Raw genomic sequence first — 22,443 nt, 5'->3', positions numbered from 1 at the left:
GTTGGCCGCCCCTCAGACTGAAAGCAATCCTTTTCAATAAATCCTCTACACAGCCACCGAACCTGACGCCGCATGCTGCTCCCCGTGCTCGGTCACCTCGATTTCCTCTTCGGGGAAGTAGCAGGCGTAACCGTGGTCGGCGGCGTCCACCTCGGTAACCGGCGGCATGGCAGAGGTGCAGACCTGCTGCTTCTCCTCCGGCAGCAGCTTGAAGATGGGGCAGCGGTTGCTGAAGGGGCAGCCCTCGGGGGCATTGAGCGGGGTCGGCAGGTCGCCCTCAAGAATAATGCGCTCGCGGTTTGCCTCCACCTGCGGGTCGGGCACCGGAATCGCTGAAAGTAGCGCCCTGGTGTAGGGGTGAATCGGGCGGTCAAAGACCTCATCCACATGGCCGATTTCCACCACGCGGCCCAGGTACATCACCGCCACCCGGTCTGAGGCGTGGCGTACCACCGCAAGGTCGTGGGCAACCATCAGGTAGCTCAGTCCCAGGTCGGCCCGCAGTTTTTCCAGCAGGTTAATCACGCCCGCCTGCACCGACACGTCGAGAGCCGAAACCGGTTCGTCAAGCGCCACCAGCTTGGGGTTGACCGCCAGGGCGCGGGCAATACCGATACGCTGGCGCTGACCGCCGGAGAACTGGTTGGGGAAGCGGTTCACGTGGTCGGGTTGCAGACCCACAATGCGCATGAGTTCAAGCACCCGCTTCTTGATGTCCGCCCTCTTCCAGCCCTGGTTTTGCAGGGGTTCCGCCAGCACCTCAAAGACGGTGAAGCGGGGGTCAAGGGCGCCGGTGGGATCCTGGAAGACCATCTGCTGGTTCTTGCGCAGCTTGGTCAGTTCTGAGGAAGAAACACCGTCGGCAGTGGAGATACCGTTGACGACGATTTCTCCCTCGGTCTCCTTGGAGAACTCCATGATTTCCAGCAGGGTGGTGGTCTTACCGCAGCCAGATTCGCCCACGATAGAGAAGCACTCCCCCTCGCGGATATCGAAGCTCACGCCGTTGACCGCCTTGACGGTGCCCACCCGGCGCTTGACCAGGGCGCCCTTCATCAGCGGGAAGTGCTTCTTGAGGTTCTTCACCTCAATCACCGGCTTGCGCTCGGCGCGTTCCAGCGCCGAGTACTTAGACTCGGGAACCTCGGGCACCGGGTAGAGGTCTTCAGGGCGGGTCTCCACCAGCTGCTCGGCAATATCTGCGGCAGCATAGTGCTCCTCACCGGCACCCGCGATGAGGCGCAACTCCGGCTCAGCGGCGTCGTCCTTACAACAGACCCCACCGGACTTCGCCACCGGGCAGCGGTCGCGGAAGGAGCAACCCTTGACCTCGTTGAGCAGGTTGGGCGGGGTACCCTCGATGGGCACCAGCGAGACCTTATCTTTGCGGTCTACGCGCGGGACGGCGCCGAGCAGGCCAATCGTGTAGGGGTGGGCCGGGTGCGCGTAGAGATCCGCGGCGCGGGCTTTTTCTACGGGCTTGCCGGCATACATCACCATGATGTCATCTGCCATACCCGCCACCACGCCGAGATCGTGGGTAATCATGATGATGGCAGCGCCGGTCTCATCCTGGGCCTTCTCCATGACCTCCAGCACCTAAGCCTGGATAGTGACGTCAAGGGCCGTGGTGGGTTCGTCGGCGATCAGCACGCGGGGATTATTGGCAATTGCCATAGCAATCATCACGCGCTGACGCATACCGCCGGAGAACTCGTGGGGAAAAGAGCGCAGACGGTTGGCGGGGTCTGGAATACCCACCAGGCGCATGAGCTCCACCGAGCGGTCGCGAATCGCCTGCTTACTCATACCCCTATTGTGGATTTTCAGCACCTCGGCAATTTGATCGCCGATGGTAAAAACCGGAGTCAGAGAGCTCAGCGGATCCTGGAAAACCATAGCAATCTCATTGCCCCGGTAACGGCCCATCTCTTTGTCAGATAAGCCCAGCAGCTCGGTACCCTTGTACTTAATCGAGCCGGTAATCTCTGCGGTGGTGGGGTGCAGGCCCATGATTGCCATTGAAGCCACGGATTTGCCCGAGCCCGACTCACCCACGATACCCAGGGTCTTACCCTCGTGCAGGTCAAAGTCAATACCGCGCACCGCATGAACCACACCGTTTTCGGTGTTGAAAGAAACGTTGAGATCTTTGACGGAAAGTACCGGTGTCTGGCTCACTTCTTTGCCCTACCCTTCTTATTTTTCTTCTTCGCCTTACCCACCGAGAGAGAGGTTGGGTCAAAGGCATCGCGCAGGCCGTCGTTCATCATCGATAGCGGAGCTACCAGCAGGAAGAACAGAATCATGGGAATCCAGAACATCCAGGGCAGGGTATTAATCTGGCTCGATGCCTGGGCAATCAGCGAACCCAGCGAGTAGTTGGGGTACTTGACGCCAATGCCGATGAAAGTAAAGGCGACCTCGGAAAGAATTGCTGCGGTAATACCGCGGGTAAAGTTCAGCACCAGCAGGGAGCCGATGTTGGGAATCAGGTGCCGCCAGACGATTTTCATGGAGCCAACGCCCATGTACCGCGCCGCCTTCACGTAGTCCCGCTGAATCAGGGACATAGACATTGAACGAATCACGCGGGCGTCATACATCCAGTTGAAAATCAACAGCACGATGGTCAGAATCAGCCAGCCCGGTAGCGCCTCTCGAATCTGCTTGCCAGCATTACCGTTAATAACGATTGCCACAATCAGAATGTTGGGAACCATAATCATGGTTTCCAGAATGAAGAGCATGACCGCGTCTATCTTGCCGCCAAAGTAGGCCATAGCGCAGCCGTACATGGCTGAGATCAGCACGGTCAGGCCACCCACAATCAAGCCGATTGCCATAGAGGTGCGCACGCCCTCTACCGCCTGGGCGTAGAGGTCAGTACCGGCACTGGTGGTGCCGAACCAGTGCTCGGCACTGGGGCCGGTGGCCATCCAGAGCGGGTCAATAGTGTTGGTATCCCACCGAGAAATAAAGCCGCCAAAGAGACCAAAGAGGCCCATCAGAATAAAGATGACCAGACCCACCACCGCTGTCTTGTTGCGGAAGAAGCGGCGGGTGATAATGGCGGATTTATTGATGATCTTGAAATCGGGCTGGGCCAGCTGTTCATCGCTGAGCCCCAGCGGAGTCTCGGGGCTCGACTCACGAGGAGGAGCCGCATTGTGTTCTGCATCGGGAGCCACAGTCATTACTGAATCCTCACTCGCGGGTCAACGATAGTGGTTGCAATATCGGCGATAATTGCACCCACCGCAAAGAGCACGGCACCGTAGGCCAGGGTTGCTGTTGCCGCGTTAACATCCTGTTTACCAATTGCTTCCAGCGACCAGAGGCCAATACCGGGCCAGGCAAAAATTGCCTCCGCGAAGAAGCCGCCGGCAAAGATACTGGGAATGGTAAAAGCAATGGACTGCGCCACCGGAATGAAAGACACTCGCAGGGCGTGGCGGGAAATCGCCTGGTTACGGGTCAAGCCCTTAGCCCGGGCAGTGCGCACAAAGTCGGCATTGACGTTATCGAGCAGGTACTGGCGCTGGGCAATCTGGTAGCCGCCCCAGGACATGATGGTGATACAGAAGGTGGGAACCAGGTAGTGCGCCGCCATATCGACGACGGTGGGCCACCCCGGTGCCACCCCGGGCGAGGATATGCCCGTCACGTAGAAGATTCGTTCCCCCGCCATCTGGTTGATAGCCACCGCACCCAGCTGCACCAGGAAGTAGCCGATGGGGGCGGGAATGATGTACACCAGGTAGGAATAGCCGGTAATCAGGCGGTCAGATACCTTGTACTGGCGGGCTGCTGAAATAACGCCCAGAATGACGCCGATGATGAGGGAGAGAATCACCGCCGCCAGAAACAGCCTGGTAGAGACCCAGATACGCTGACCAAACTCGCTGTTGATATAAGCGCCGTTGGGCGACCGGCCCCAATCCCAGTGCAAGACAATGTTGGAAAGCCACTGCACATAGCGATCCCAGGCGCTCATCTGCGGGTCAAGCCCCAGCGAAGCAAAGTTCTGCTGAATCTGCTCGTCTGTGGGGCGAGGGATTCGCTCCTGCTCCAAAAGAGCGGGGTTCATGGTTTTGACCGCCAGGAAGTAGCCCGCGGTGGTCACCAGAAAAATCATGACCAGGTAGGTCACAATGCGCTTGAGCAAGTACCTAGCCACGGTGCCCCTCCTCAGCGCGTTTCTTGCTTGTGTGTCTCATGTGTGTCTGCCTTCTGGGCTATTCAACTTTTATCCCCTCAAGTGAGCACAGTCACTTAGGTTTGAGGAAATTCTATAGCCCCGGTCACAGCGAAGCAAGCAAGGGTGCCCTGCAATACCGGGCGAGCGTAAAGAACAAACCGAGATACAAAAAATGCGAACCCCACCAGGGGTTCGCATTTATAATGATTGCTCGGAATCGCCTTTCTAGTTCATTTTATTGCGCCAGTCAGCCTTTTCACCGGCGTTTTCATCGCGCAAGGCCTGCAGGTTGTGGGCAATCAATTCCTCGGGATTGACCGGGCGACCACCGGCAGCATGGGGAGTAATCACCAGGTTCTTAGCGCCCCAGAGAGGGTTATCAGCGGGCAGGGGTTGCTGCGAGGCAACGTCAATGGCAGCGCCGGCAATATGTCCCTCTTCCAGAGCCGCAATGAGGTCGGCTTCATTAACGCTCACACCACGACCCACGTTAATCAGGTAGGCGCGGTTGGGCAACTGCTCCAGAATTGAGGCGTTGAGAACGCCCTTGGTTTCGTCGCTGGCGGGCAGCACCATCACCAGGACGTCGGTGCTCGGCAGGTAGTCGGGCAACTGGTCTTCGGTAATCACCGGGTAGCCAGCGCGCTCACCGGCAGAGCGGGCAATACCGGTAACCTGCGCGCCAAAAGCAGTGAAGAGTCGAGCCATCGCCTGACCAATCGAACCAAAGCCCCAAATCAGAACACGAGCGTCAAGTAGAGTGGTCACCTGGTTCTCGGGGTGCAACTCCTGCTCATCCCCCAGCTCAGAAGCCCAGCGTGATTCATCCTGGGCATCGGCCAGGGTCGGCAGAAAGCGCACCAGGTTCAGGGTCAGCGCCAGGGCGTGCTCCGCCACGGTCACAGAGTGCAGACCGCTACCTGAGGCAATGATTGCCTCCTCGCGGAAACCCGCAGCCCGCGCCTGGTCAGGCCCAGCCAGCAGAGCCTGAACCAGCTGCACGCGATTCAGCCGAGAGGCGGCGTCCTTCAACTGATCATTCGTATTACCCCAAGAAATCAGCACATCCGCATCGGTATCAGCCTCAGCAATAGGCTGGGTGGGGTCGTAGAGCACCACGGTGTCGTCGGTGGTAAGGCCCAGCTTAGATTCGTCCAGGCTAATAATGTTCGGTGCAAGAATCTTCATTGAAACGCTCCCTTGAAATAGAACAGTATGCCCTCTCAGCCTATTCTTTCAGGCACACCAAACAAAGCTGATTACCCTGTGAGTAGCCTAGGAAGCCTGCTCATAAGGTGAGGTTATCCAGCCTGAGCGCGCTGGCCAACCTCCCTTAAACGCACGCTTCGCGATTCCGCTCACTCCTGAGTGCTCGCAAGCTCGCACCCGTGTCGCTTCATCCCGATGCCAGTTGGCTGCCCCTCTCGGGCGGTCGCTTTACGCCTTGAAGCTAGCCTCTCACTCATCCCTCAGCAGGTACTGGAAAGTCTTGACCGCCTCAGAAATCAGCTTTTGACGCTGCCTCAAATCCGGCAGGCCCGCCGAAAAGTTCATGAACTGCAGCACCGCGGCAGCAATCAGCACCGCGGTCTTAGCCCGGGTAGCGGCATCCTCACTCAGCTCCACACCCTCGGGCAGAAAGGTGAAAGCACCCTTGCGGCCCTGGGCATTGAAGGTTTTCCAGTCGATAGTCAGCAGAAAATCCTGGAGCACGGTCTCGCAGTGCATAATGTGCCGCTTCGAGCGCTCCTGAAACACCGAGTACTCGCGGGCGAGCTTGCGGTAGTCGCTGTACTTACCCTCGGGAATGGTCTCTAACACCATGTCCAGCATCAGATGCGTAATGCGCTCAAAAATATAGGTGTTCTGCCGCTTGCTATCGGCCTCTAGCATCTGGGCGCTCACCGTCGGCTCCCTAAAGCCCAAAATCGCGTCTTCCTTAGACGCAAAGTAGTTGAAGAAGGTGCGCTGAGAGACACCGGCCATCTCGGTAATCTCATCAATCTTGGTGCCCCGTAAACCCTTGGTTTCCATCAGGGTTGCCGCTGCCTGATGAATGGCATTCCAGGTGCGCTCCTTGCGGCGCTCGCGCAGAGAGGGAGCATAGTCAATTTCACTCATACCTTCATTTTATGCACTCGGTGAAAAAATGCACGCCTGCAACAGTGCTAGTCCTCACGCCCTCATCAGAGGCAATTTTCTATAGACTTAATGGGTGAACTTTCTCAATGCCGCCCACTTACCCAACTGGCTCCAGCTCACGCTTTTTATTGTGGATATCATCATCCGCATTATCGCCATCTGCTGGTTGCCCTACAACCGCAAACCCGTGGTTGCCCTGGGCTGGCTCATGGCGATTTTCCTGGTGCCCTACGTGGGATTTATCGCCTTTCTTTTCTTCGGCTCATCGCACCTACCCAAGCACCGCCGTGCCCGCCAGCGCGCCATGAACGAGATGATTCGCAATACCATCGACTATTCCGATGACCTCAAGGCCCACCCCGTACTGGGTCAGCACATCAAACTCACCGAGCCCGCCCGGGTAGCGGCAAACCTCAACTACAGGCTGGGCGCCCTGCCCCTGGTGGGCGGCAACCAGTTCACTCTGCACAAAGACAACCACCAGGCCATGCTCGAAATGGCACGGGAAATCGATAAGGCCGAGAGCTACGTTCACTTCGAGTTCTACATCACCGCCTACAACGGCGCCTCAGAGCCTCTCTGGGACTCCATCTTTGCCGCCGCCGAACGAGGCGTGGAAGTAAGGGTTCTGCTCGACCACATCGGCTCCCGCAAGTACCCCACCTTCAAACAGCTCTGCAAGCGGCTCAACGAATCGTCTATTAAATGGTACCTCATGCTGCCCCTGAAATTCTGGCGGGGCCAGTGGCAGCGCCCCGATCTGCGCAACCACCGCAAAATCCTGGTGGTCGATGGCCGCGTGGCTTTCTCCGGCTCCCAGAACGCCATTGACGCCAGCTACGATCTGAAGTCAAACATCAAGAAGGGCCTGCTTTGGAAAGACCTCACCTTCTCCGTCACCGGCCCCGTGGTAGACGAGCTCAACGCTGTCTTTATCTCTGACTGGTACTCGGAGTCCAAAGAGCTGCCCCTCTCAGAAATCAACACCAGCATTCCCGCCGTCAACGACGGCCAGCTGGCGCAGATTATCCCCTCGGGGCCCGGTTTTGAAACTGAAAACAACCTGCGGCTCATCAACTACCTCATCTATAACGCCGAGCACCGCATCGTGATCTGTTCCCCCTACTTCATCCCCGAAGAAACCCTGCTCCAGGCGCTAACCACCGCAGCTCTGTCAAACATTGACGTGACCCTGATTGTCTGCGAAAAGGGCGATCAGTTTCTGCCCAACATGGCCCAGCGCTCCTACTACGAACAGCTCATGGCCGCCGGCGTCAAAATTAAGCAGTACCCCGGCCCCACCGTGCTGCACTCCAAGTACATGATTGTGGACGACCGCTACACCTTCATCGGCTCCTCCAACATGGATCCGCGCTCCTTCGCGCTGAACCTAGAGGTTTCCACCTTTATTTTTGACGACGGCATGGTTAAAGAACTCGACGCAGTATCCGAAGAATACTACGCCGAGTCAAAAAACCTCAGTTACGATGAATGGATCAACCGCCCCAACCGGGTCAAGATCGTAGAGAACCTCTGCCGCCTGTGGTCATCGCTTCTCTAAAATCAGCGGTCTACTGGCCCTGATTGACCAGCACATCGAACTTATCGAGCATGGTGCGGCCGTCTACCTTCCACTGACCATCCACCAGCTTGAAGACATCGTACTGGCCATTCTTCTTTGCCTCATCGATAGACTCTGATGAAGCTGAGGCAGAAGCTGACTCAGAAGCAGAAGCCGAGGCGCCGTTGCTAATATCCAGGGCGTAGGCGGGAATGGTAGCGTCGTCCTCACCGAACTCCACCTTATCCAGGTCTACCGAGGAAACCTCGGGCATGTCCTGCTCGGTCATTTCGAGCATGCCCACGGTGTAGACCATAAAGGTGCCCGCAACAATCTTCTCGGAGTCAGAGAGGTCGCTGGTGTCTACCTTATCCAGCGGCAGAACCTGGTTGTAGAAATCGAGAAGGTCGCTCTTCTGCTGGTCATTCATAGACTCATCGATAGAAGAAACGATTTCATCAATGGTGCCCCCTTCAGAATTCTGTAGGGCATCCAGAGCGTCCTGCTGCTCTTGATTAGGCTCGGCATCGTTAGTGGAAATTTCGCCCAGGGCCTTGTAATAGTCCTGAACAGCAGGCTCCAGCTGCTGCTTCTGCTCATCGGTGATGCCCTGCTGCTCCTGCTGAGAGCTCGAAGAATCACCGGAATTTGCAGAATCGCCGCCGGATGAACATGCAGAAACACCAAAACCGGCAGAAAGCAAAATTGCCAGAGTTGCCATAGACTTGCGAGTTTTCATGGGGGATTACCTCATTTCATTAGTGTGATGCACACCCCATCATAAACTAAGCCCTCTTAGTTATCGCGCACAAAAACGGCGCCCCGGCCACTTTCACTCGCGAAAGCCGCCGCAGCGCCGTCCTCACTTTTTCAAAATCGCACGGAACACACCGTACACGCGCCCTCGCACACGGGGCGCAATTCTTTACTGCTGAGCCAGCTCAGCCTCATAGGCCTCAGTCGCTAGCTTCAGGAAGTCACGGGCGGGAGTATCCGCCGCGGAGGGCTTACCCACGTAGGCGCCGCGGTACTTGGCGGCGGGGTGGCGGTCGTCCACCCTGGTATGACCCTCACCGTAGAGGTTCTCGCGCAGGGTTGAACCCTCGTAGGCGGTGCGGTAGCGACCGCGCTTCTGTAGCTCGGGGACGACGTACTCCACGAAGTCCTCGAAAGAGCCGGGAGAAACGTGGTAGGCGAGATTAATGCCGTCAAGGCCGCCCTCATCAACCCAGCGTTCCAGCTCGTCAGCAACGGTCTGCGGCGAACCCACAATCACCTCGCCCATGCCACCGGTGGAGCAGTGGGCGGCAATATCTTTGCGGGTCCACTCGTTCTCCTGATCCATCATAGTAAAGGGGGTCAGGAAAGACTGGATTGCCTCGGTCTTGACGTACTTAATAGCCTCTTCTTCATCAAACTCAGAGAGGTCAACACCAGACCAGCCGCCGATAATGCCCTGGGACGACTCAAGATCCTGATACTTCTTGTACTCTTCGAACTTGGCCTGTGCTTTCTCGTCGGTTTCATCGACAATCACCGAGAGCATGGCAAGAATCTTTACGTCATCACGCTTACGGCCCGCCTTTTCCACCTTGTCGCGAATACGGTCGGTCAGATAGCGGGTCAGGTGCGGGCGCAGGGCGGTGATAAAGATAGCCTCAGCGTGCTGGGCCGAGAAATCCTGGCCCCGGGAAGAAGCACCCGCCTGGAAAATCACCGGGGTGCGCTGGGGCGAGGGCTCAGACAGGGCGATACCCGGCACCTGGAAATGCTTGCCCTTGTGCAGAATGGGGTGAATCTTCTCGGGGTCAGCAAAGATTCCGTTTTCGCGGTCGCGCGGCACGGAACCTTCTTCCCAGGAGCCCTCCCAGAGCTTGTAGCACACATCAAGGAACTCGTCTGCAATCTCATAGCGCTCATTATGCTCAATCTGACCGGGAAGACCCTGGTTCTCAGCAGCAGACTGTAAGTAGGAGGTCACCACGTTGAAGCCCACGCGACCGCCGGTCAGGTGATCCAGAGTCGAGTAAGAGCGGGCCAGGGTGTAGGGCTGGTTATAGGTGACGGCGGCGGTAACGCCAAAGCCCAAATGCTCGGTCACAGCTGCCATTGCAGAAATCTGGAGGAAAGGATCGCCCACAGGAACCTGGGCGCCGTCTCGCAGAACCGGAGCTACCGAATCTTTGTAAACATCGTAAACACCCACCACATCGGCAATAAAGACCGCATCAAAGAGGCCCTTCTCGCAGACCTTGGCCAAATCAGTCCAGTACTTAATGGTGTTGTACTCATCAGCACGGTTACGGGGGTGGCGCCAGGTACCAAAGCTCTGGTGGCTGGTGGTGGTCATATCAAAGGCATTAACAACAATGCGCTTCTTCTCAGAGCTCTCAGTGGTTTCAACGTTCTCAGCCATGCGAGATCCTTTCGGGTCTCCCGGGACGCACCTCGGGTGGCATGCCCACCGGAGCCGAACGCGCGGCGTCCTCAGATCAACCGGTTGGGAGGCGCAACGCGCCGTACTTGCCATGATTTATATCAGCCTGATCTTCATCTGGGGCACCCCGCTACGGGAGAGGGTTGCCGCCCAACCAGCCAGAGCTTAGCGTTGGGACTCATGATCGTTGCACCCACTGTATGACAGGTAGGGGTAGCGGGGGTGAAATGTTGCGAAGATAGAAGTCTATAAACTTTTGTTACCCGCCCCGAGCCGTCACATTACGCCCGGTGCTTCATCTGCGTAATTTCCTTGCTTCTCCCCTTCAAATAGCCGTAATTTTGTAACCAACAACTGACCATCCAGAGCGACCGAGAGACTTGGCTCAAGGACGTCGCAGCAACCTTCTCCGCATCAACATCAGTTCTGCGGAAAGTGGTGCTAACGCCAAGACCGATGGAGTGAACTGCATGACTGCACCCTCTTTTACGAGCGCGCTGACGACCCGGGCCTGCGAGATTAGCTTTGACAATGTGGGTAAGACCTTTCCCGATTCCCGCGGAACCCGCACCGTGCTCGAGGGAGTTTCTTTTACCGTTGAGCCCGGGGAAATTATCTCTATTATTGGCTCCTCCGGCTGCGGCAAATCCACCCTGCTACGGGCAGCGGCTGGACTGAGTACCGCAACTGCCGGAGCTGTACGGATTGACGGCGAGACTGTCTATGGACTTGATTCTCGTGTGGCCGTGGGCTTTCAGGAACCCCGGCTTCTGCCCTGGCGCACCGTAGAAAAGAATGTTGCTCTTGGCCTGCCGCGGGGAATAAACAAGGCTGAGGGCAGGGCAACCGTGGATTCTCTGCTGAATCTTGTGGGGCTGGCTGCCTACGCCCACCACCGCCCCCGTGAAATTTCCGGCGGTATGGCCCAGCGGGCGTCGCTGGCGAGAGCTCTGGCCCGTACCCCCGGCATCCTGTTGCTGGACGAGCCCTTCGGTGCTCTTGACGCTCTTACCCGAATCAAGATGCAGGATTTGCTGCTAGACGTTCATGCCCAAGACCCCACCACCGTTTTGCTGGTGACCCACGATGTCGAAGAGGCCCTCTACCTCTCCGACCGCGTGGTGGTGTTGGGTAAGCCCGAGGACGACGCCGCGGCAACGATCCAGCGCATTATCACCGTTCCGGGGCACCGACCCCGCGATCGCTCCGACCACCAGCTGGTTGAGCTCCGCAACGAGCTGTTGGCAGAACTCGGCGTAGAAGCCCACTAAGCGCTCTTTCACACCCACTGATTCCAAGGATTTTCTCTCATGACTTTCGTATCGAAGCTGGCTAAATTTACCTCTACCGCCGCGGTTGCTACCCTCACTCTGACCGGTTGCGTTGCGGGTGAGGGCAGCGGCAACTCCGCCGACAACGCAGCTGCCAGCGGGGATTCCACTGTGACCGTAGACTACGCAACCTACAACCCCCTTTCCCTGATTATTAAGGAAAAGGGCTGGCTGGAAACCGCGCTGGAAGACCAGGGCAAAGACCTCGAATGGGTTAATTCTGCCGGTTCTAATAAGGCAAACGAAGCCCTGCGATCTGGCAACATCGATGTAGGATCCACCGCGGGCTCGGCCGCCCTACTGGCCCGCGCTAACGGCTCCCCCATTCAGGTGATTGACCTCTACTCCCAGCCCGAATGGTCAGCATTGGTCACCACCGAAAACTCCGATATTGATTCGGTAGAAGATCTCGCCGGTAAGTCTGTGGCAGTGACCAAAGGCACCGATCCCTACTTCCTGCTGCTCCAGGCCCTGGATGAAGCAGAGGTCTCAGCAGATGATGTCACCATTGAAAACCTACAGCACGCCGACGGTCGCACCGCCCTGGATAATGGCGAAGTCGATGCCTGGAGCGGCCTCGACCCCATCATGGGCTCCGCCGAGGTTGAATCATCAGACAGGCTTTTCTACCGCAACCTCGATTTCAACACCTACGGTTTTCTCAATGCCACCGAAGATTTCATCTCTGAAGACCCTGAGGCTGCTCAGACCGTGGTAGATGTCTACGCCTATGCACGAGACTGGGCCCTGAATAACCAGGAAGAGGCACTGGCTATCTTCACCGAAGAAGCCGGAATTACCCCCGAAACCGCCAAGGTTGTCTGGAAACGCACCCATCTAGACATCGACCCTGTACCCGGTGACCAGCAAATCTCAGTGCTTAAAGGTGTAGGCCCCATTCTGGTGGAATCCGGCGATGTAGCTTCTCAGGACGACGTTGATAACGCCCTGGAAAGCATCGTTGAGCCCAAGTTCGCCGAAGCAGCAGACGCTTCAAAGGTTGAGAGCGTGGTTGAGTAATGAAGACCTCCACCCTAGATAAAGCCCCTGTCTCCCGGCCCTCCCCTGCACCCGAAACGCAGCGGCAGTCGGCGCCTGAGCAAAAGCCGCAGAGCGCCGTCCTCAAAAATACAGCCCCCTCACGCAAGCCCCGAAAGTCCCTGCTGGAGTCTCGCTGGTCATGGATTCTCGGCGCTCTCTTGCCGATTGCCCTGCTGGCCCTCTGGCAGTTTCTCAGCTCAACCGGCGTATTTTCAGCGGTTCAGCTGCCGGCACCCTCGAAGGTTCTCGCCGCCGCAGCAGACCTGTGGACTCGCGGAGACCTGGGACTTCACATAGCAATTTCAACCCAGCGCGTAGTGCTCGGCTTTGTTATTGGTGCTGTACTGGGCCTGGTCTTGGGCGCGCTGATTGGCCTCTCCCGCTGGGCTAAAACCTTAGGAGGCCCGATTATCGGAGCTTTCCGCGCCGTTCCCTCGCTGGCCTGGGTTCCCCTGCTTCTGCTTTGGATTGGTATTGGCGAAGATTCCAAGGTGACTCTGGTGGCAATCGGCGCCTTCTTCCCGGTCTATACCACCGTCTCAGCGGCCCTGGCCCACGTTGATCCCAAGCTGGTTGAGGCGGCTCGCTCCTTCGGCGTTCGAGGGATTTCCCTCTTTCGCAGCGTACAGCTGCCGGCGGTTCTTCCCTCGGTAGTCTCGGGTCTACGACTAGCTCTGGCCCAGGCCTGGCTCTTTCTGGTTGCTGCCGAGCTACTGGGCGCCTCAATGGGCCTGGGCTTCTTGCTCACCGACTCCCAGAACAACGGCCGCACCGACCGCCTGCTATTAGCAATTGTTCTTCTGGCAATTCTGGGCAAAATTACCGATGCTCTCGTTGGTCTCTTCGAGGGCTGGGTAAAGAAAAAGTTCCCCTCTAACTAGGTACCGAGAGGCCAAAAATGTACCGTTTTTCCCCAGAAAACGGTACATTTTTGGCCGCTCGCGCGCAGACCCCTTACAAACTTTCAGGAGTTCCCGTGGCACAGCCCCAGCACTTTTCCTACTCAGACCCCTATAACCCCACGCCTAACCCCGCCTTGGAATCTGACGAGGCGCGCATTGCCTTTTGGGCCAAGCAGGCCCGCGAGCGCATCACCTGGGGTCAGGAATGGCCCGAGGAGCTCACCCACAGCTTCAAGAAGCCCGAGGTAATCGGTGTGGATGAGGACGGCGTGGAGCAGCTTTCGGTACCCGAAATCAAGTGGTTTGCCGGCGGCAAGCTCAACGTTGCCTTTAACTGTGTTGACCGGCATGTAGAAGCGGGCAAGGGCGAGAAGGTTGCCCTTTATTTTGAAGGTGAGCCAGGTGACCGCGAGGCTATCACCTATGCCGAGCTCCAGCGTCGTGTTGCTCGGGCAGCCCACGGCCTAGAGAAACTGGGAGTCAAGAAGGGCGACCGGGTGGTGATTTACCTGCCGGTGATTCCCGAGACCATCATCTTCACCCTGGCCTGTGCCCGTATTGGTGCGATTCACTCGCTGGTGTTTGGTGGCTTCTCCGCCGAGGCCCTCAAGTTCCGCGTTGAAGATACCGGCGCCAAGGTGCTCATTACCACCGATGGCCAGAACCGCCGCGGCACCGTGGTGCCGGTGAAGGTCAATGCTGACGATGCCTGTGCTGGCGAGAACGCGATTGAGCACGTGATTGTGGTGGATAGAACCGCCCAGACCGAGGCTGCGCGGGCTGAGGTTCCCTGGACTGAGGGCCGCGATGTTTGGTACCACGAGCTTATTGCCAATGTGCCTGACAGCCACGATGCTCCCCTGCACGATGCTGAGGATCCGCTCTTTATCATCTACACCTCGGGCACCACCGGCAAGCCCAAGGGACTGGTACACACCATGGGCGGCTACCTGGTGCAGACCGCCTACACCCACGCTCTGCTCTATGACCTGCTGCCGGACTATGAAGATGAGCAGGGCGTTCTGCGCCCCGACGAGCTCTCCGCCGTCAATGACCCCGCCAAGGTCGAATCCACCGTTCACTGGTGCACCGCCGACCTCGCCTGGGTCACCGCCCACACCTATGAGATTTACGGGCCGCTGGTCAACGGCGTGACCGAGGTGATCTACGAGGGCACCCCCAACACTCCCACCTTCGAGCGCCACTTTGAGGTTCTTGAACGCTACGGTGTGACCAATTACTACACCGCCCCCACCCTGATCCGTTCGCTCATGGGAGCTTTCCCCAACGGTATTGAGCAGGGTAAGTTTGATCTTTCTTCGGTGCGCCTGCTGGGTTCTGTGGGCGAGTCCATCAATCCCGAGGCCTGGCGCTGGTTGCGAGAGAACGTGGGCGGAGGCACCGCCAGCTTTATCGATACCTGGTGGCAGTCTGAGACCGGCTCCACCATCTGCTCGCCGCGCCCGCACGACCCGCAGTTCGCGCCGTCCGGCACCTATGACGACGACGCCCCCCACACCCGCGTAAAGCCCGGCTGTGCCACGCGGGCGGTTCCGGGGGTTTCAACCCGCGTGGTCGATGAGTACGGCAACGAGGTTGCCCCCGGGCTACAGGGCTTTATCGTGGTCGATAAAATTGGGCCCTCTATGGCGCGAACCGTCTGGGGCAACCCGCAGCGCTACCTGGATTCCTACTGGAAGCACTACGGTGAACGCGGCTGGTTCCTTGCCGGTGATGGCGCCAAGGTGGACGAAGAGGGCGATACCTATATTCTGGGCCGAATTGACGATGTTATTAACATTTCGGGCCACCGCCTCTCCACCATTGAGATTGAGTCGTCGCTGGTTACCCACGAGGCGGTAGTTGAGGCCGGAGTCTGCCCGGTGGAAGACGAGCTGACCGGCCACCAGGCAGTTGCCTTTGTGACCCTGACCGAGGCGGGCCAGGCGCTCAGTGCAGAGGAGCTGAAGAAGGCTCTGAGCGAGCACATTCGTAAGGAAATCGGCCCCATCGCCAAACCCAAGGACGTGGTAGCTGTAGCGGATATTCCCAAGACCCGCTCGGGCAAAATTACCCGCCGCCTGCTGGGCCAGCTCTACCAGGGGCAGGCACTGGGGGATCGTTCGTCCTTACAAAATGAAGAGGCTCTGGAAGCTATCGAGAAGGTGCTGGCGGCGCGGTAGCTTCTGTTAGCGGCCGGTATGTTCTTTCCAAGAACCAGCCGTTAGACTCTGGGTAAGGCTTTATCTGTGTAAAAGACCAACCGAGAGGCACCCATGGCTGATCCGTTTCCCAAGACTCACTCTCCCAAAACTGTTGCGCTGGTTTTAGCGGGCGGTAAGGGTTCCCGGCTCTCGCCGCTCACCGATACCCGGTCTAAGCCATCGGTTCCTTTTGCCGGAATTTACCGCATTATTGACGTGGTGCTCTCGAACCTTGCCCACTCCGAGCTACGCGATGTGTGGATTGTTGAGCAGTACCGGCCCTTCACCCTCAACCAACATTTGGCCGGGGGCCGCCCCTGGGATTTAGACGGAACCCGCCACGGCCTGCGGATTCTTCCTCCCTCCGAGGGCCGCGATGAAGAGGGCTTTGCCTCGGGCAACGGGCATGCCCTCTACCAGCAGATTCCGCTTCTTGAGGCTTTCGGTGCCGAGAACGTGATGGTGCTCAGCGCCGATCACCTCTACCAGATGGACTATCGCCCCGCCCTGGCCCAGCACCAAGAGACCAATGCCGATCTGACCATTGTGACCACCGAGCACTCCGAAGATGTCTCCCGCTACGGGGTGGTGCAGACCGATTCTTCCGGTGCCGTGACCGCCTACGACTACAAGCCCTCTGACCCTCAGGGCAACCTGGTGGCCACCGAGGTCTTTATCTTTAGGGTTTCCGCGCTCAAGAAGGCTGCGGAGAAACTGGTTTCTGCCCTCAACCACCGGGAGGATTCCGATAACCCAGAGGGTAACTCGCTGGGTGATTACGGCGAGACCATCGTTCCTGCCCTGGTGGCCGACGGTAAAGCCTTTGAGTACCGGATGGAGGGCTACTGGCGCGACATTGGCACCCTGGATTCCTACTACCGTGCCCACATGGATCTTCTGGAAAATCAGGGCCTGGAGCTCGACCGCCCCGGCTGGCAGATTATTCCCCACCCCGAGCCCTACTCCCCCGCCCGGGTTTCTTCTTCTGGCTCGGTGAAGAACTCGATGATTTCCCACGGCGCGGTGATCCACGGCGAGGTTGAGCACTCTATTATTGGCCCGGGCGTGGTGGTAGAGGCTGGCGCCCGCGTCTACCGGTCGGTGCTGCTGGGCGATACGATGGTTCCTTCGGGTGCGGATTTGGAGTCTGTTATTGCGGACGTCGCCGCTGAGGTTCCCGCCGCGAAGGTGGGGGAGACGAAACCCGGCCCCGGTAATCTCACCGTGCTTGAACCAGCCCGGCGAGGTCCTGAAGCTGGCGGGGAAGACCAGACCCTGGGAGGCTAGGCTGCCCAGCGGCGCCGAGCCACCATAAACCGACCGAACCACTTGCACATTACTGGTGGGCTCGGTCGCTTGCTGGTGGCTCGAGGCAGTTACCAACACGAGTAAGTAAAATATACCTACCCCCTCTTAACGGCTCTCTACGGATCAAAAATACTGAACTCGCCGTCTAGAGAGACCAGATAAGGGGGTGAGTGCTGTGAAAAAGGGCAAAGGCATGAAAATAGCCCGCGAAGCTCGCAACTGGATTGACCCTATTGCGAAGCTCCTACGGGCTATTGCTGAACTCTGGAAGGCTATCGAAGGTTAAGGTATCTCGATAGCTCTCCCGGCATTAGGGGTAGTTCTTCGCGTTGCAGCGCGAGGGGCTACCCCGCTTTATGTTTCAAAAGCTTGCTACCAGTTTAGAAGATGCAGGTTCCCCTGTCTACCAGCAGATTCTCGGCTATATTCCCCTCCAACTGACTCTTTCTCCACATGCCTCTCCCTCTCAAGAAGCCGGGATTTGCTTAGTCTGCGAAAACAGTATTGCGCTCATGATCGCCACGGTTCCGGTGCCAACCAGCGCTCCCGCAGCGGTATCGGTAAACCAGTGAACGCCCAGATAGAGGCGGGATGCCGCCACCGCGGCCACCAGTAAAGCAGCCGCTAGCCAGGTGAGAATGCGAACGCTACGCGAGCTTGCCCGCAGGGTAAGAACCACCGCTAGGGAAAAGAGCAGGGCGCTTGTACCGGTAACGTGTCCCGAGGGAAAGCTAAAGTCCGTCTCATCTACCAGGTGATCGAGCAGGGGCGGGCGGCTCCGGTGAAAGGCGAACTTCAGAGCGTAGGTGAATGCGGCCGAGGCCACCACCGAGCCAAAAATAAAACCGGGGTAGCGCCAGTTTCGGGTAACAAGCCAGAAGATTCCTGCTGCCAACATCGACAGAATAATGGTGCCCAGAGGGTCAAAGATACTGGAAACAAAGGTGAAGAAGGAGGTCGCGTTATCGGAGCGCCGGACTACGAAGTCGCCGAGAACGTCTGTGTCTTCGGCGCTAATCAGACTATTTTTCAAGAAAAACCCAAGAACCACTACCACTGCTAGAAAACAAATTCCCAGCAGTAAAAGTGCCCTTGGTTTCTTCAAAGCTTGCTCGGTAAAGTTCATATTTCCATCATGCCCCCGGCCTTTCAGAGAAGAGCCCGGTTTCTCCTATGCCCGGGGCATGCATTTACTGGAAGTTCCCTGGTAAAGCATTACCCCATAGCGGATAGAGCAGGGCATCAATTCCCAGGCTAATTCCGACTCCCAGGCAGAGCACCGCAACAGTTAGGCCCACCAGCGGGGCCACCCTAGACCAAACTCTATTGAGCCAGACCGTGAACACAGCATCGCGGTGAAGAAGCACTGCCAGGCACAGAAGAAAAAGGGGCGACTGGGAGATAAGGCTCCAAAGAATAAAGGCCAGCACACTCATCCACAATGGTTGTTCGGCGGCCAGGGCCACCGTGGCGATGAAGGGCAGGTCAGCGGTGACAATAGCTATGAAACCCAAGGCAACCAGCAGCAGGCCCCAGAGGCCGCGGCTCTTGGTTTCAGGGCTCGGTTTTGACCGAAGTTTATAGACCCCAAACGCAACCAGCCCCACCGCCAGCAGGCCCTTGCCGAGCGCCGTCCAGACCCCTGCGTGAAGCACCAGGTGAACTATATCCGACCAGGGAATCTGCGCGATCGAGGCACCCACAAGTGCAGTCAGCGCCAACCCCCAGGCTGCGGTGCCTCCCATGAGGATTAGCCCAAAGAGCAGGACGCCGCGGCGGCGGCTTACGAGCGCAGAGCCACCGCCGCCGCTCAGGTAGACGGCCGCGATGAGGGCAGGGGCGGGGTCAAAGCCACCCAGCCCCAGCGGAAAAAGGAGCCCGAGAAAGGAGCTAGTTGACATTACTGGGTTTCACGAAGGGAAAGGCCAGTACTCCGCGAATCTGGGTCTGGGCCAGGAGCATCACCAAGCGGTCAATGCCTATGCCCAGCCCGCCGGTGGGCGGCATGCCGGTTTCTAGGGCGTAGAGGAAGTCTTCGTCAATCTGCATGGCTTCGAGGTCGCCCGAGGCGGCTTTCAGCGACTGTTCGGTGAGCCGCTTGCGCTGCTGAAGGGCATTGGCCATTTCAGAATAGGCGGTACCGATTTCCATACCGTTGATGACCAGATCCCAGCGTTCCACCAGACCGGGCTTGGAGCGGTGGGGCCCTGCCAGGGGTGAGGTTTCTTCGGGGAAGTCGGTGTAGAAGGTGGGTTCAACGGTGTTAGCTTCAACCAGTTCGCCGTAGAGTTCTTCGATGACGGCGCCGGGGCCCATGTCGTCGCGCACGTGGATTTCGTTCTCCCGTGCCAGGCGGAGCAAGACCTCAAAGTCGGTTTCCAGCGAGACCTCAAAGCCTACAGCCTCGGAGAGCGCCTCCAATACGCTGCGCACCTTCCAGGGGCCGGAGACGTCAGTGAGCACCCGTTCGGTGGAATTCTTAGCGCCCAGGGGCAGAACCTCTTCGCCAAAGACCTCGTAGGCAGCGTTCTTAATGAGCATCTCGGTCAGCAGGCGCATGGTGGTGTAGTCGGCATAGGGCTTGTAGGCTTCAAGCACGGTGAACTCGGGGTTATGGGTGGCGTCAGCTCCCTCGTTACGGAAGTCGCGACCCAGTTCGTAGACCGCTCCCATGCCGCCTACCACCAGGCGTTTGAGGTAGAGCTCCGGGGCAATGCGCAGGGTCAAATCAGCGCCATAGGCATTGATGAAGGTCTTGAAGGGCCGGGCCGAAGCGCCACCGTGCACGGTGTTGAGAATCGGAGTTTCCACCTCGGTAAAACCGTCGGAATCCAGGGTTTTACGAATTGAAGAGATGGTTGCCGAGCGCACCTTCAGGTTGGAAACCTGGTCGAGGTTCACCAGCAGGTCTGTTGAGCGGCGGCGCAGGCGCGCCTCGGGGTCTGAGAAGTCGGTGAAAGGAATCGGGTGCAGGGCCTTAGCCGCCATCGTCCAGCTGGTTGCCAGCAGGGAGCCGGTGCCCTTGCGCGAGACTCCCACCCGGCCGGTAAAGGCGGCAATATCGCCGGTATCGAGGTTGGCGCGCAGCAGCCCGTAGTTCTCCGCTTCAAAGGACGAGCGCTCGCACACCACCTGCGCCGAGAAAGCGCCGTCCACCAAGGTCACAAAGACCACGCCACCGTGAATACGCAACGACCGCACCCGGCCCGCCACGGTAATCTGCTGGCTCGGCAGGCTAACTGTTGCGGCCCAGGGGGCTGCCACCGCGGTAGCAAATTCCTGCAGCTGCTCCACCGTAAAACGCGCCCGCAGACCCAGCGGATAGGGGCTCATGCCCGCAGACTCCATCGCGCGCAGGTGGCGAATTCGGTGCTTGGTTTGATCAGACCAGCGCGGTTCCAAATCCCCCGCCTCCACCCGACGGCGCTCAATCTCGCGCACCTGCGCCAGGGCGGCGTCGTCCAGCGAACGGGTCTCTCTCGAGGCACGGTCGAACCAGGCGGGCAGAAAGCCCTCAGCGATACCGGCGGCGGTGGCCACCTGCGCCAGCGAAACGGTGGAGTCGGTAGCCAGGTAGCGCGGTAGCCACTCGGGCGCGAACTTCTGGTTGAAGGTGTAGAGTCGTTCCAGCTGTAGAAAGCGGTCGAGCACGCCCAGGGTGGACGACGCCAGGCGGGTCAGCGGGCTCGCCCCGAACTTTTCGGCGCTAGCGAAGACCTCGCGGAACATGGCGAAGTTGAGAGAGACCCGCGAGATACCAAAGTCGGCGGCAGCCTCCATCAGCTCCGCCACCATAAACTCCACCACGCCGTTGGGGGCCTCGGGTGATCGGCGCATGACGTCGAGGGACAGCCCGGTCTTACCCCAGGGCACAAAGGAGAGCAGGCCCACCGGCGCACCCGAGGAATCGCGGGCAACCACCAGAACCGAGCGGGAATCTGCGGGGTCACCCAAACGGCCCAGAGCCATGGAGAACCCGCGCTCGGTGGCTCCGTGGCGCCAGGCATCAGTCTTGGTGAGCATTTCACTGCGTTCAGCCTCGGTGAGGTCTGCGTGGTAGCTAATATCGGCGCTCAGTCCCGCCTTGCGCAGGCGGTTCACGGCGTGGCGCACCTCGGTGAGAGAAGTGTTGTTGAGGCTGAACCGATCCGCGTAAAGAATCGCCTCGTCCCCCATCGTCACAATGGAGAGACCCGAATCGGCGAACACGCGGGCGCCGGCCTCACTCACACTCAGCGCCGCAACCACCCAGCCGTTTTCGCGGGCGTGAGCTTTCCACTCGGCGACCGCAGCCGCCCAGGAGGATTTCTTACCCACCGGGTCGCCCGAGGCTAGGCAGACCGAGTTGATCACTCGAAAGGCAACCGCTGCCTTCCCGTCCGGAGAGAACACCAGGGACTTCTCCCGGCGGGTAGCAAAGTATTCCAGCGAATCTTGCCCACCGAATTCCTGTAGAAGGGAGCGTAGCTGAACCTCCCGCTCCTGGTTCCAGGCGGTCTGCTCGGTTTCGCGAGCGGGCGAACGCAGAAAGATAATGGCAGCAAGCAGCAGGGTAATGCCCAGCAGGGTTGAGGCAAGTTGCAGCACCCAGTACCCGTGGTGGTTGCGCTGCACTGGCGAGGGGGCCAGGCCCAGCGTATGCAGGCTAATCTGCCAGGGTAAAAGGCCCTGGGTGGGCGCGAAAAGCCAGATAGCGCCCACCGTAATGACGACGCCGATCAGTAGGGTAAGTGCCGCGCCCAGCCAGGAGGTGCGGTGGACTTTTGCGGGGAAAGAACTCCTTGCCTTAGCCAGCATCACCAGGGCAAAAATACCCCAGACGGCGGAGAAAGCATCGAGGATGGGATTGTAGAAAGACAGGCTGGTGAAGAGCTCGTTAGGAACTTCCACCTGCACGTGGTAGATAAAACTCAGCACGCTCCAGAGGGTGCCCAGAACCTGAAAGGCCATAGTCACGTAGAGGGCGATGCGCTTGCGCCGAATCAGCGCGGTGGTTATCAAAGCCATGACCACCGCAGACAGCAGGGTGTGAGTTACCGGTATATTGAGCAGGCTGAAAACTGACTCCCACCAGGTGAAGCCCCGGTGTCCACGAAGGGGTGAAAGTAGCCAGGCAAAACCGGAAATCAGGGTGCCCGCCGCGTAGACGGCAATCAGAATTTTTGCGACTCTCTCAGGAGCTACCCTGCTGGGTTTGTTTGACCGATTCGGCATGGGCTTTCTTTCCTAGCGTTATGGATGCGGTTCTTTATCTTGCTTTGAGAATACGCCCTTTCATTGTTTTCAAGCGGTTTTTGTAAGTGCTCATTCTAAACA

15 protein-coding genes, 1 pseudogene and 2 riboswitches are annotated in these 22,443 nt (G+C 58.5%); of the genes and pseudogenes, 6 read left to right on the top strand and 10 right to left on the bottom strand.

What is annotated here, in order from left to right; translation table 11 throughout:
• Positions 1-45: 45 nt before the first annotated feature.
• The 5 genes and pseudogenes from IEV00_RS08805 to IEV00_RS08785 form a co-directional block, all read right to left on the bottom strand.
• Positions 46-2,181, bottom strand: a pseudogene (locus tag IEV00_RS08805) (dipeptide ABC transporter ATP-binding protein).
• Positions 2,178-3,197, bottom strand: coding sequence for an ABC transporter permease (locus IEV00_RS08800; protein WP_188359994.1), 1,020 nt, complete (start codon positions 3,195-3,197; stop codon positions 2,178-2,180). The pseudogene IEV00_RS08805 and the gene IEV00_RS08800 overlap by 4 nt, the downstream one beginning before the upstream one ends.
• Positions 3,197-4,180 (bottom strand): ABC transporter permease, encoded by a 984-nt coding sequence (locus IEV00_RS08795; protein WP_188359993.1) that lies wholly within the window; start codon positions 4,178-4,180, stop codon positions 3,197-3,199. The genes IEV00_RS08800 and IEV00_RS08795 overlap by 1 nt, the downstream gene beginning before the upstream one ends.
• A 246-nt stretch (positions 4,181-4,426) precedes the next feature.
• Entirely contained in the window at positions 4,427-5,389 is a 963-nt protein-coding gene (locus IEV00_RS08790) for an NAD(P)-dependent oxidoreductase (RefSeq protein ID WP_188359992.1), read from the bottom strand.
• Positions 5,390-5,659: 270 nt separating this feature from the next.
• A complete protein-coding gene (locus IEV00_RS08785; protein ID WP_188359991.1) occupies positions 5,660-6,322 on the bottom strand; it encodes a TetR/AcrR family transcriptional regulator in 663 nt (220 codons plus the stop codon).
• Between the two features lie 94 nt (positions 6,323-6,416).
• Between IEV00_RS08785 and cls the strand changes: the two genes are divergently transcribed.
• The gene (gene cls / locus IEV00_RS08780; protein WP_188359990.1) at positions 6,417-7,904 is read left to right on the top strand and encodes a cardiolipin synthase; all 1,488 of its coding nucleotides are present in this window, start codon (positions 6,417-6,419) and stop codon (positions 7,902-7,904) included.
• Between the two features lie 10 nt (positions 7,905-7,914).
• On the opposite strand, the gene IEV00_RS08775 is transcribed toward cls, so the two are convergent.
• Both IEV00_RS08775 and IEV00_RS08770 read right to left on the bottom strand, forming a co-directional pair.
• Positions 7,915-8,643, bottom strand: a complete 729-nt coding sequence (locus tag IEV00_RS08775) for a hypothetical protein (RefSeq protein WP_188359989.1) — start codon at positions 8,641-8,643, stop codon at positions 7,915-7,917.
• A gap of 186 nt (positions 8,644-8,829) precedes the next feature.
• A complete protein-coding gene (locus IEV00_RS08770; protein WP_188359988.1) occupies positions 8,830-10,320 on the bottom strand; it encodes an LLM class flavin-dependent oxidoreductase in 1,491 nt (496 codons plus the stop codon).
• Between the two features lie 98 nt (positions 10,321-10,418).
• A riboswitch (SAM riboswitch) is annotated at positions 10,419-10,527 on the bottom strand.
• Positions 10,528-10,696: 169 nt separating this feature from the next.
• Positions 10,697-10,804, top strand: a riboswitch (SAM riboswitch).
• 7 nt (positions 10,805-10,811) lie between these two features.
• Here IEV00_RS08770 and IEV00_RS08765 point away from each other — a divergent pair.
• The 5 genes from IEV00_RS08765 (at position 10,812) to IEV00_RS08745 (ending at position 17,106) form a co-directional block, all read left to right on the top strand.
• Positions 10,812-11,612, top strand: coding sequence for an ABC transporter ATP-binding protein (locus IEV00_RS08765; protein ID WP_188359987.1), 801 nt, complete (start codon positions 10,812-10,814; stop codon positions 11,610-11,612).
• A 39-nt stretch (positions 11,613-11,651) separates the two neighbouring features.
• A complete protein-coding gene (locus IEV00_RS08760) occupies positions 11,652-12,692 on the top strand; it encodes an aliphatic sulfonate ABC transporter substrate-binding protein (RefSeq protein ID WP_188359986.1) in 1,041 nt (346 codons plus the stop codon).
• Positions 12,692-13,594, top strand: coding sequence for an ABC transporter permease (locus tag IEV00_RS08755; RefSeq protein WP_188359985.1), 903 nt, complete (start codon positions 12,692-12,694; stop codon positions 13,592-13,594). Before IEV00_RS08760 ends, IEV00_RS08755 begins: the two co-directional genes overlap by 1 nt.
• Before the next feature lie 17 nt (positions 13,595-13,611).
• Entirely contained in the window at positions 13,612-15,798 is a 2,187-nt protein-coding gene (locus IEV00_RS08750; RefSeq protein ID WP_188359984.1) for an AMP-binding protein, read from the top strand.
• Between the two features lie 93 nt (positions 15,799-15,891).
• Positions 15,892-17,106, top strand: coding sequence for a glucose-1-phosphate adenylyltransferase family protein (locus tag IEV00_RS08745; RefSeq protein ID WP_188359983.1), 1,215 nt, complete (start codon positions 15,892-15,894; stop codon positions 17,104-17,106).
• 487 nt (positions 17,107-17,593) lie between these two features.
• Here the strand turns inward: IEV00_RS08745 and IEV00_RS08740 are convergent, their stop codons facing one another.
• From IEV00_RS08740 to lysX, 3 genes are all read right to left on the bottom strand, one after another.
• Positions 17,594-18,160, bottom strand: a complete 567-nt coding sequence (locus IEV00_RS08740) for a phosphatase PAP2 family protein (protein ID WP_188359982.1) — start codon at positions 18,158-18,160, stop codon at positions 17,594-17,596.
• 157 nt (positions 18,161-18,317) lie between these two features.
• Positions 18,318-19,028: a hypothetical protein gene (locus IEV00_RS08735; protein ID WP_188359981.1), complete on the bottom strand. Its 711-nt coding sequence runs from the start codon at positions 19,026-19,028 to the stop codon at positions 18,318-18,320.
• Positions 19,018-22,341 (bottom strand): bifunctional lysylphosphatidylglycerol synthetase/lysine--tRNA ligase LysX, encoded by a 3,324-nt coding sequence (gene lysX, locus IEV00_RS08730; RefSeq protein WP_188359980.1) that lies wholly within the window; start codon positions 22,339-22,341, stop codon positions 19,018-19,020. The genes IEV00_RS08735 and lysX overlap by 11 nt, the downstream gene beginning before the upstream one ends.
• Positions 22,342-22,443: the final 102 nt, after the last annotated feature.

Source organism: Rothia aerolata (genome assembly GCF_014635585.1).
Classification (GTDB): domain Bacteria; phylum Actinomycetota; class Actinomycetes; order Actinomycetales; family Micrococcaceae; genus Rothia; species Rothia aerolata.
Note: the sequence above shows the minus strand (reverse complement) of the source record. Positions and strands in the feature narration are given on the sequence as shown.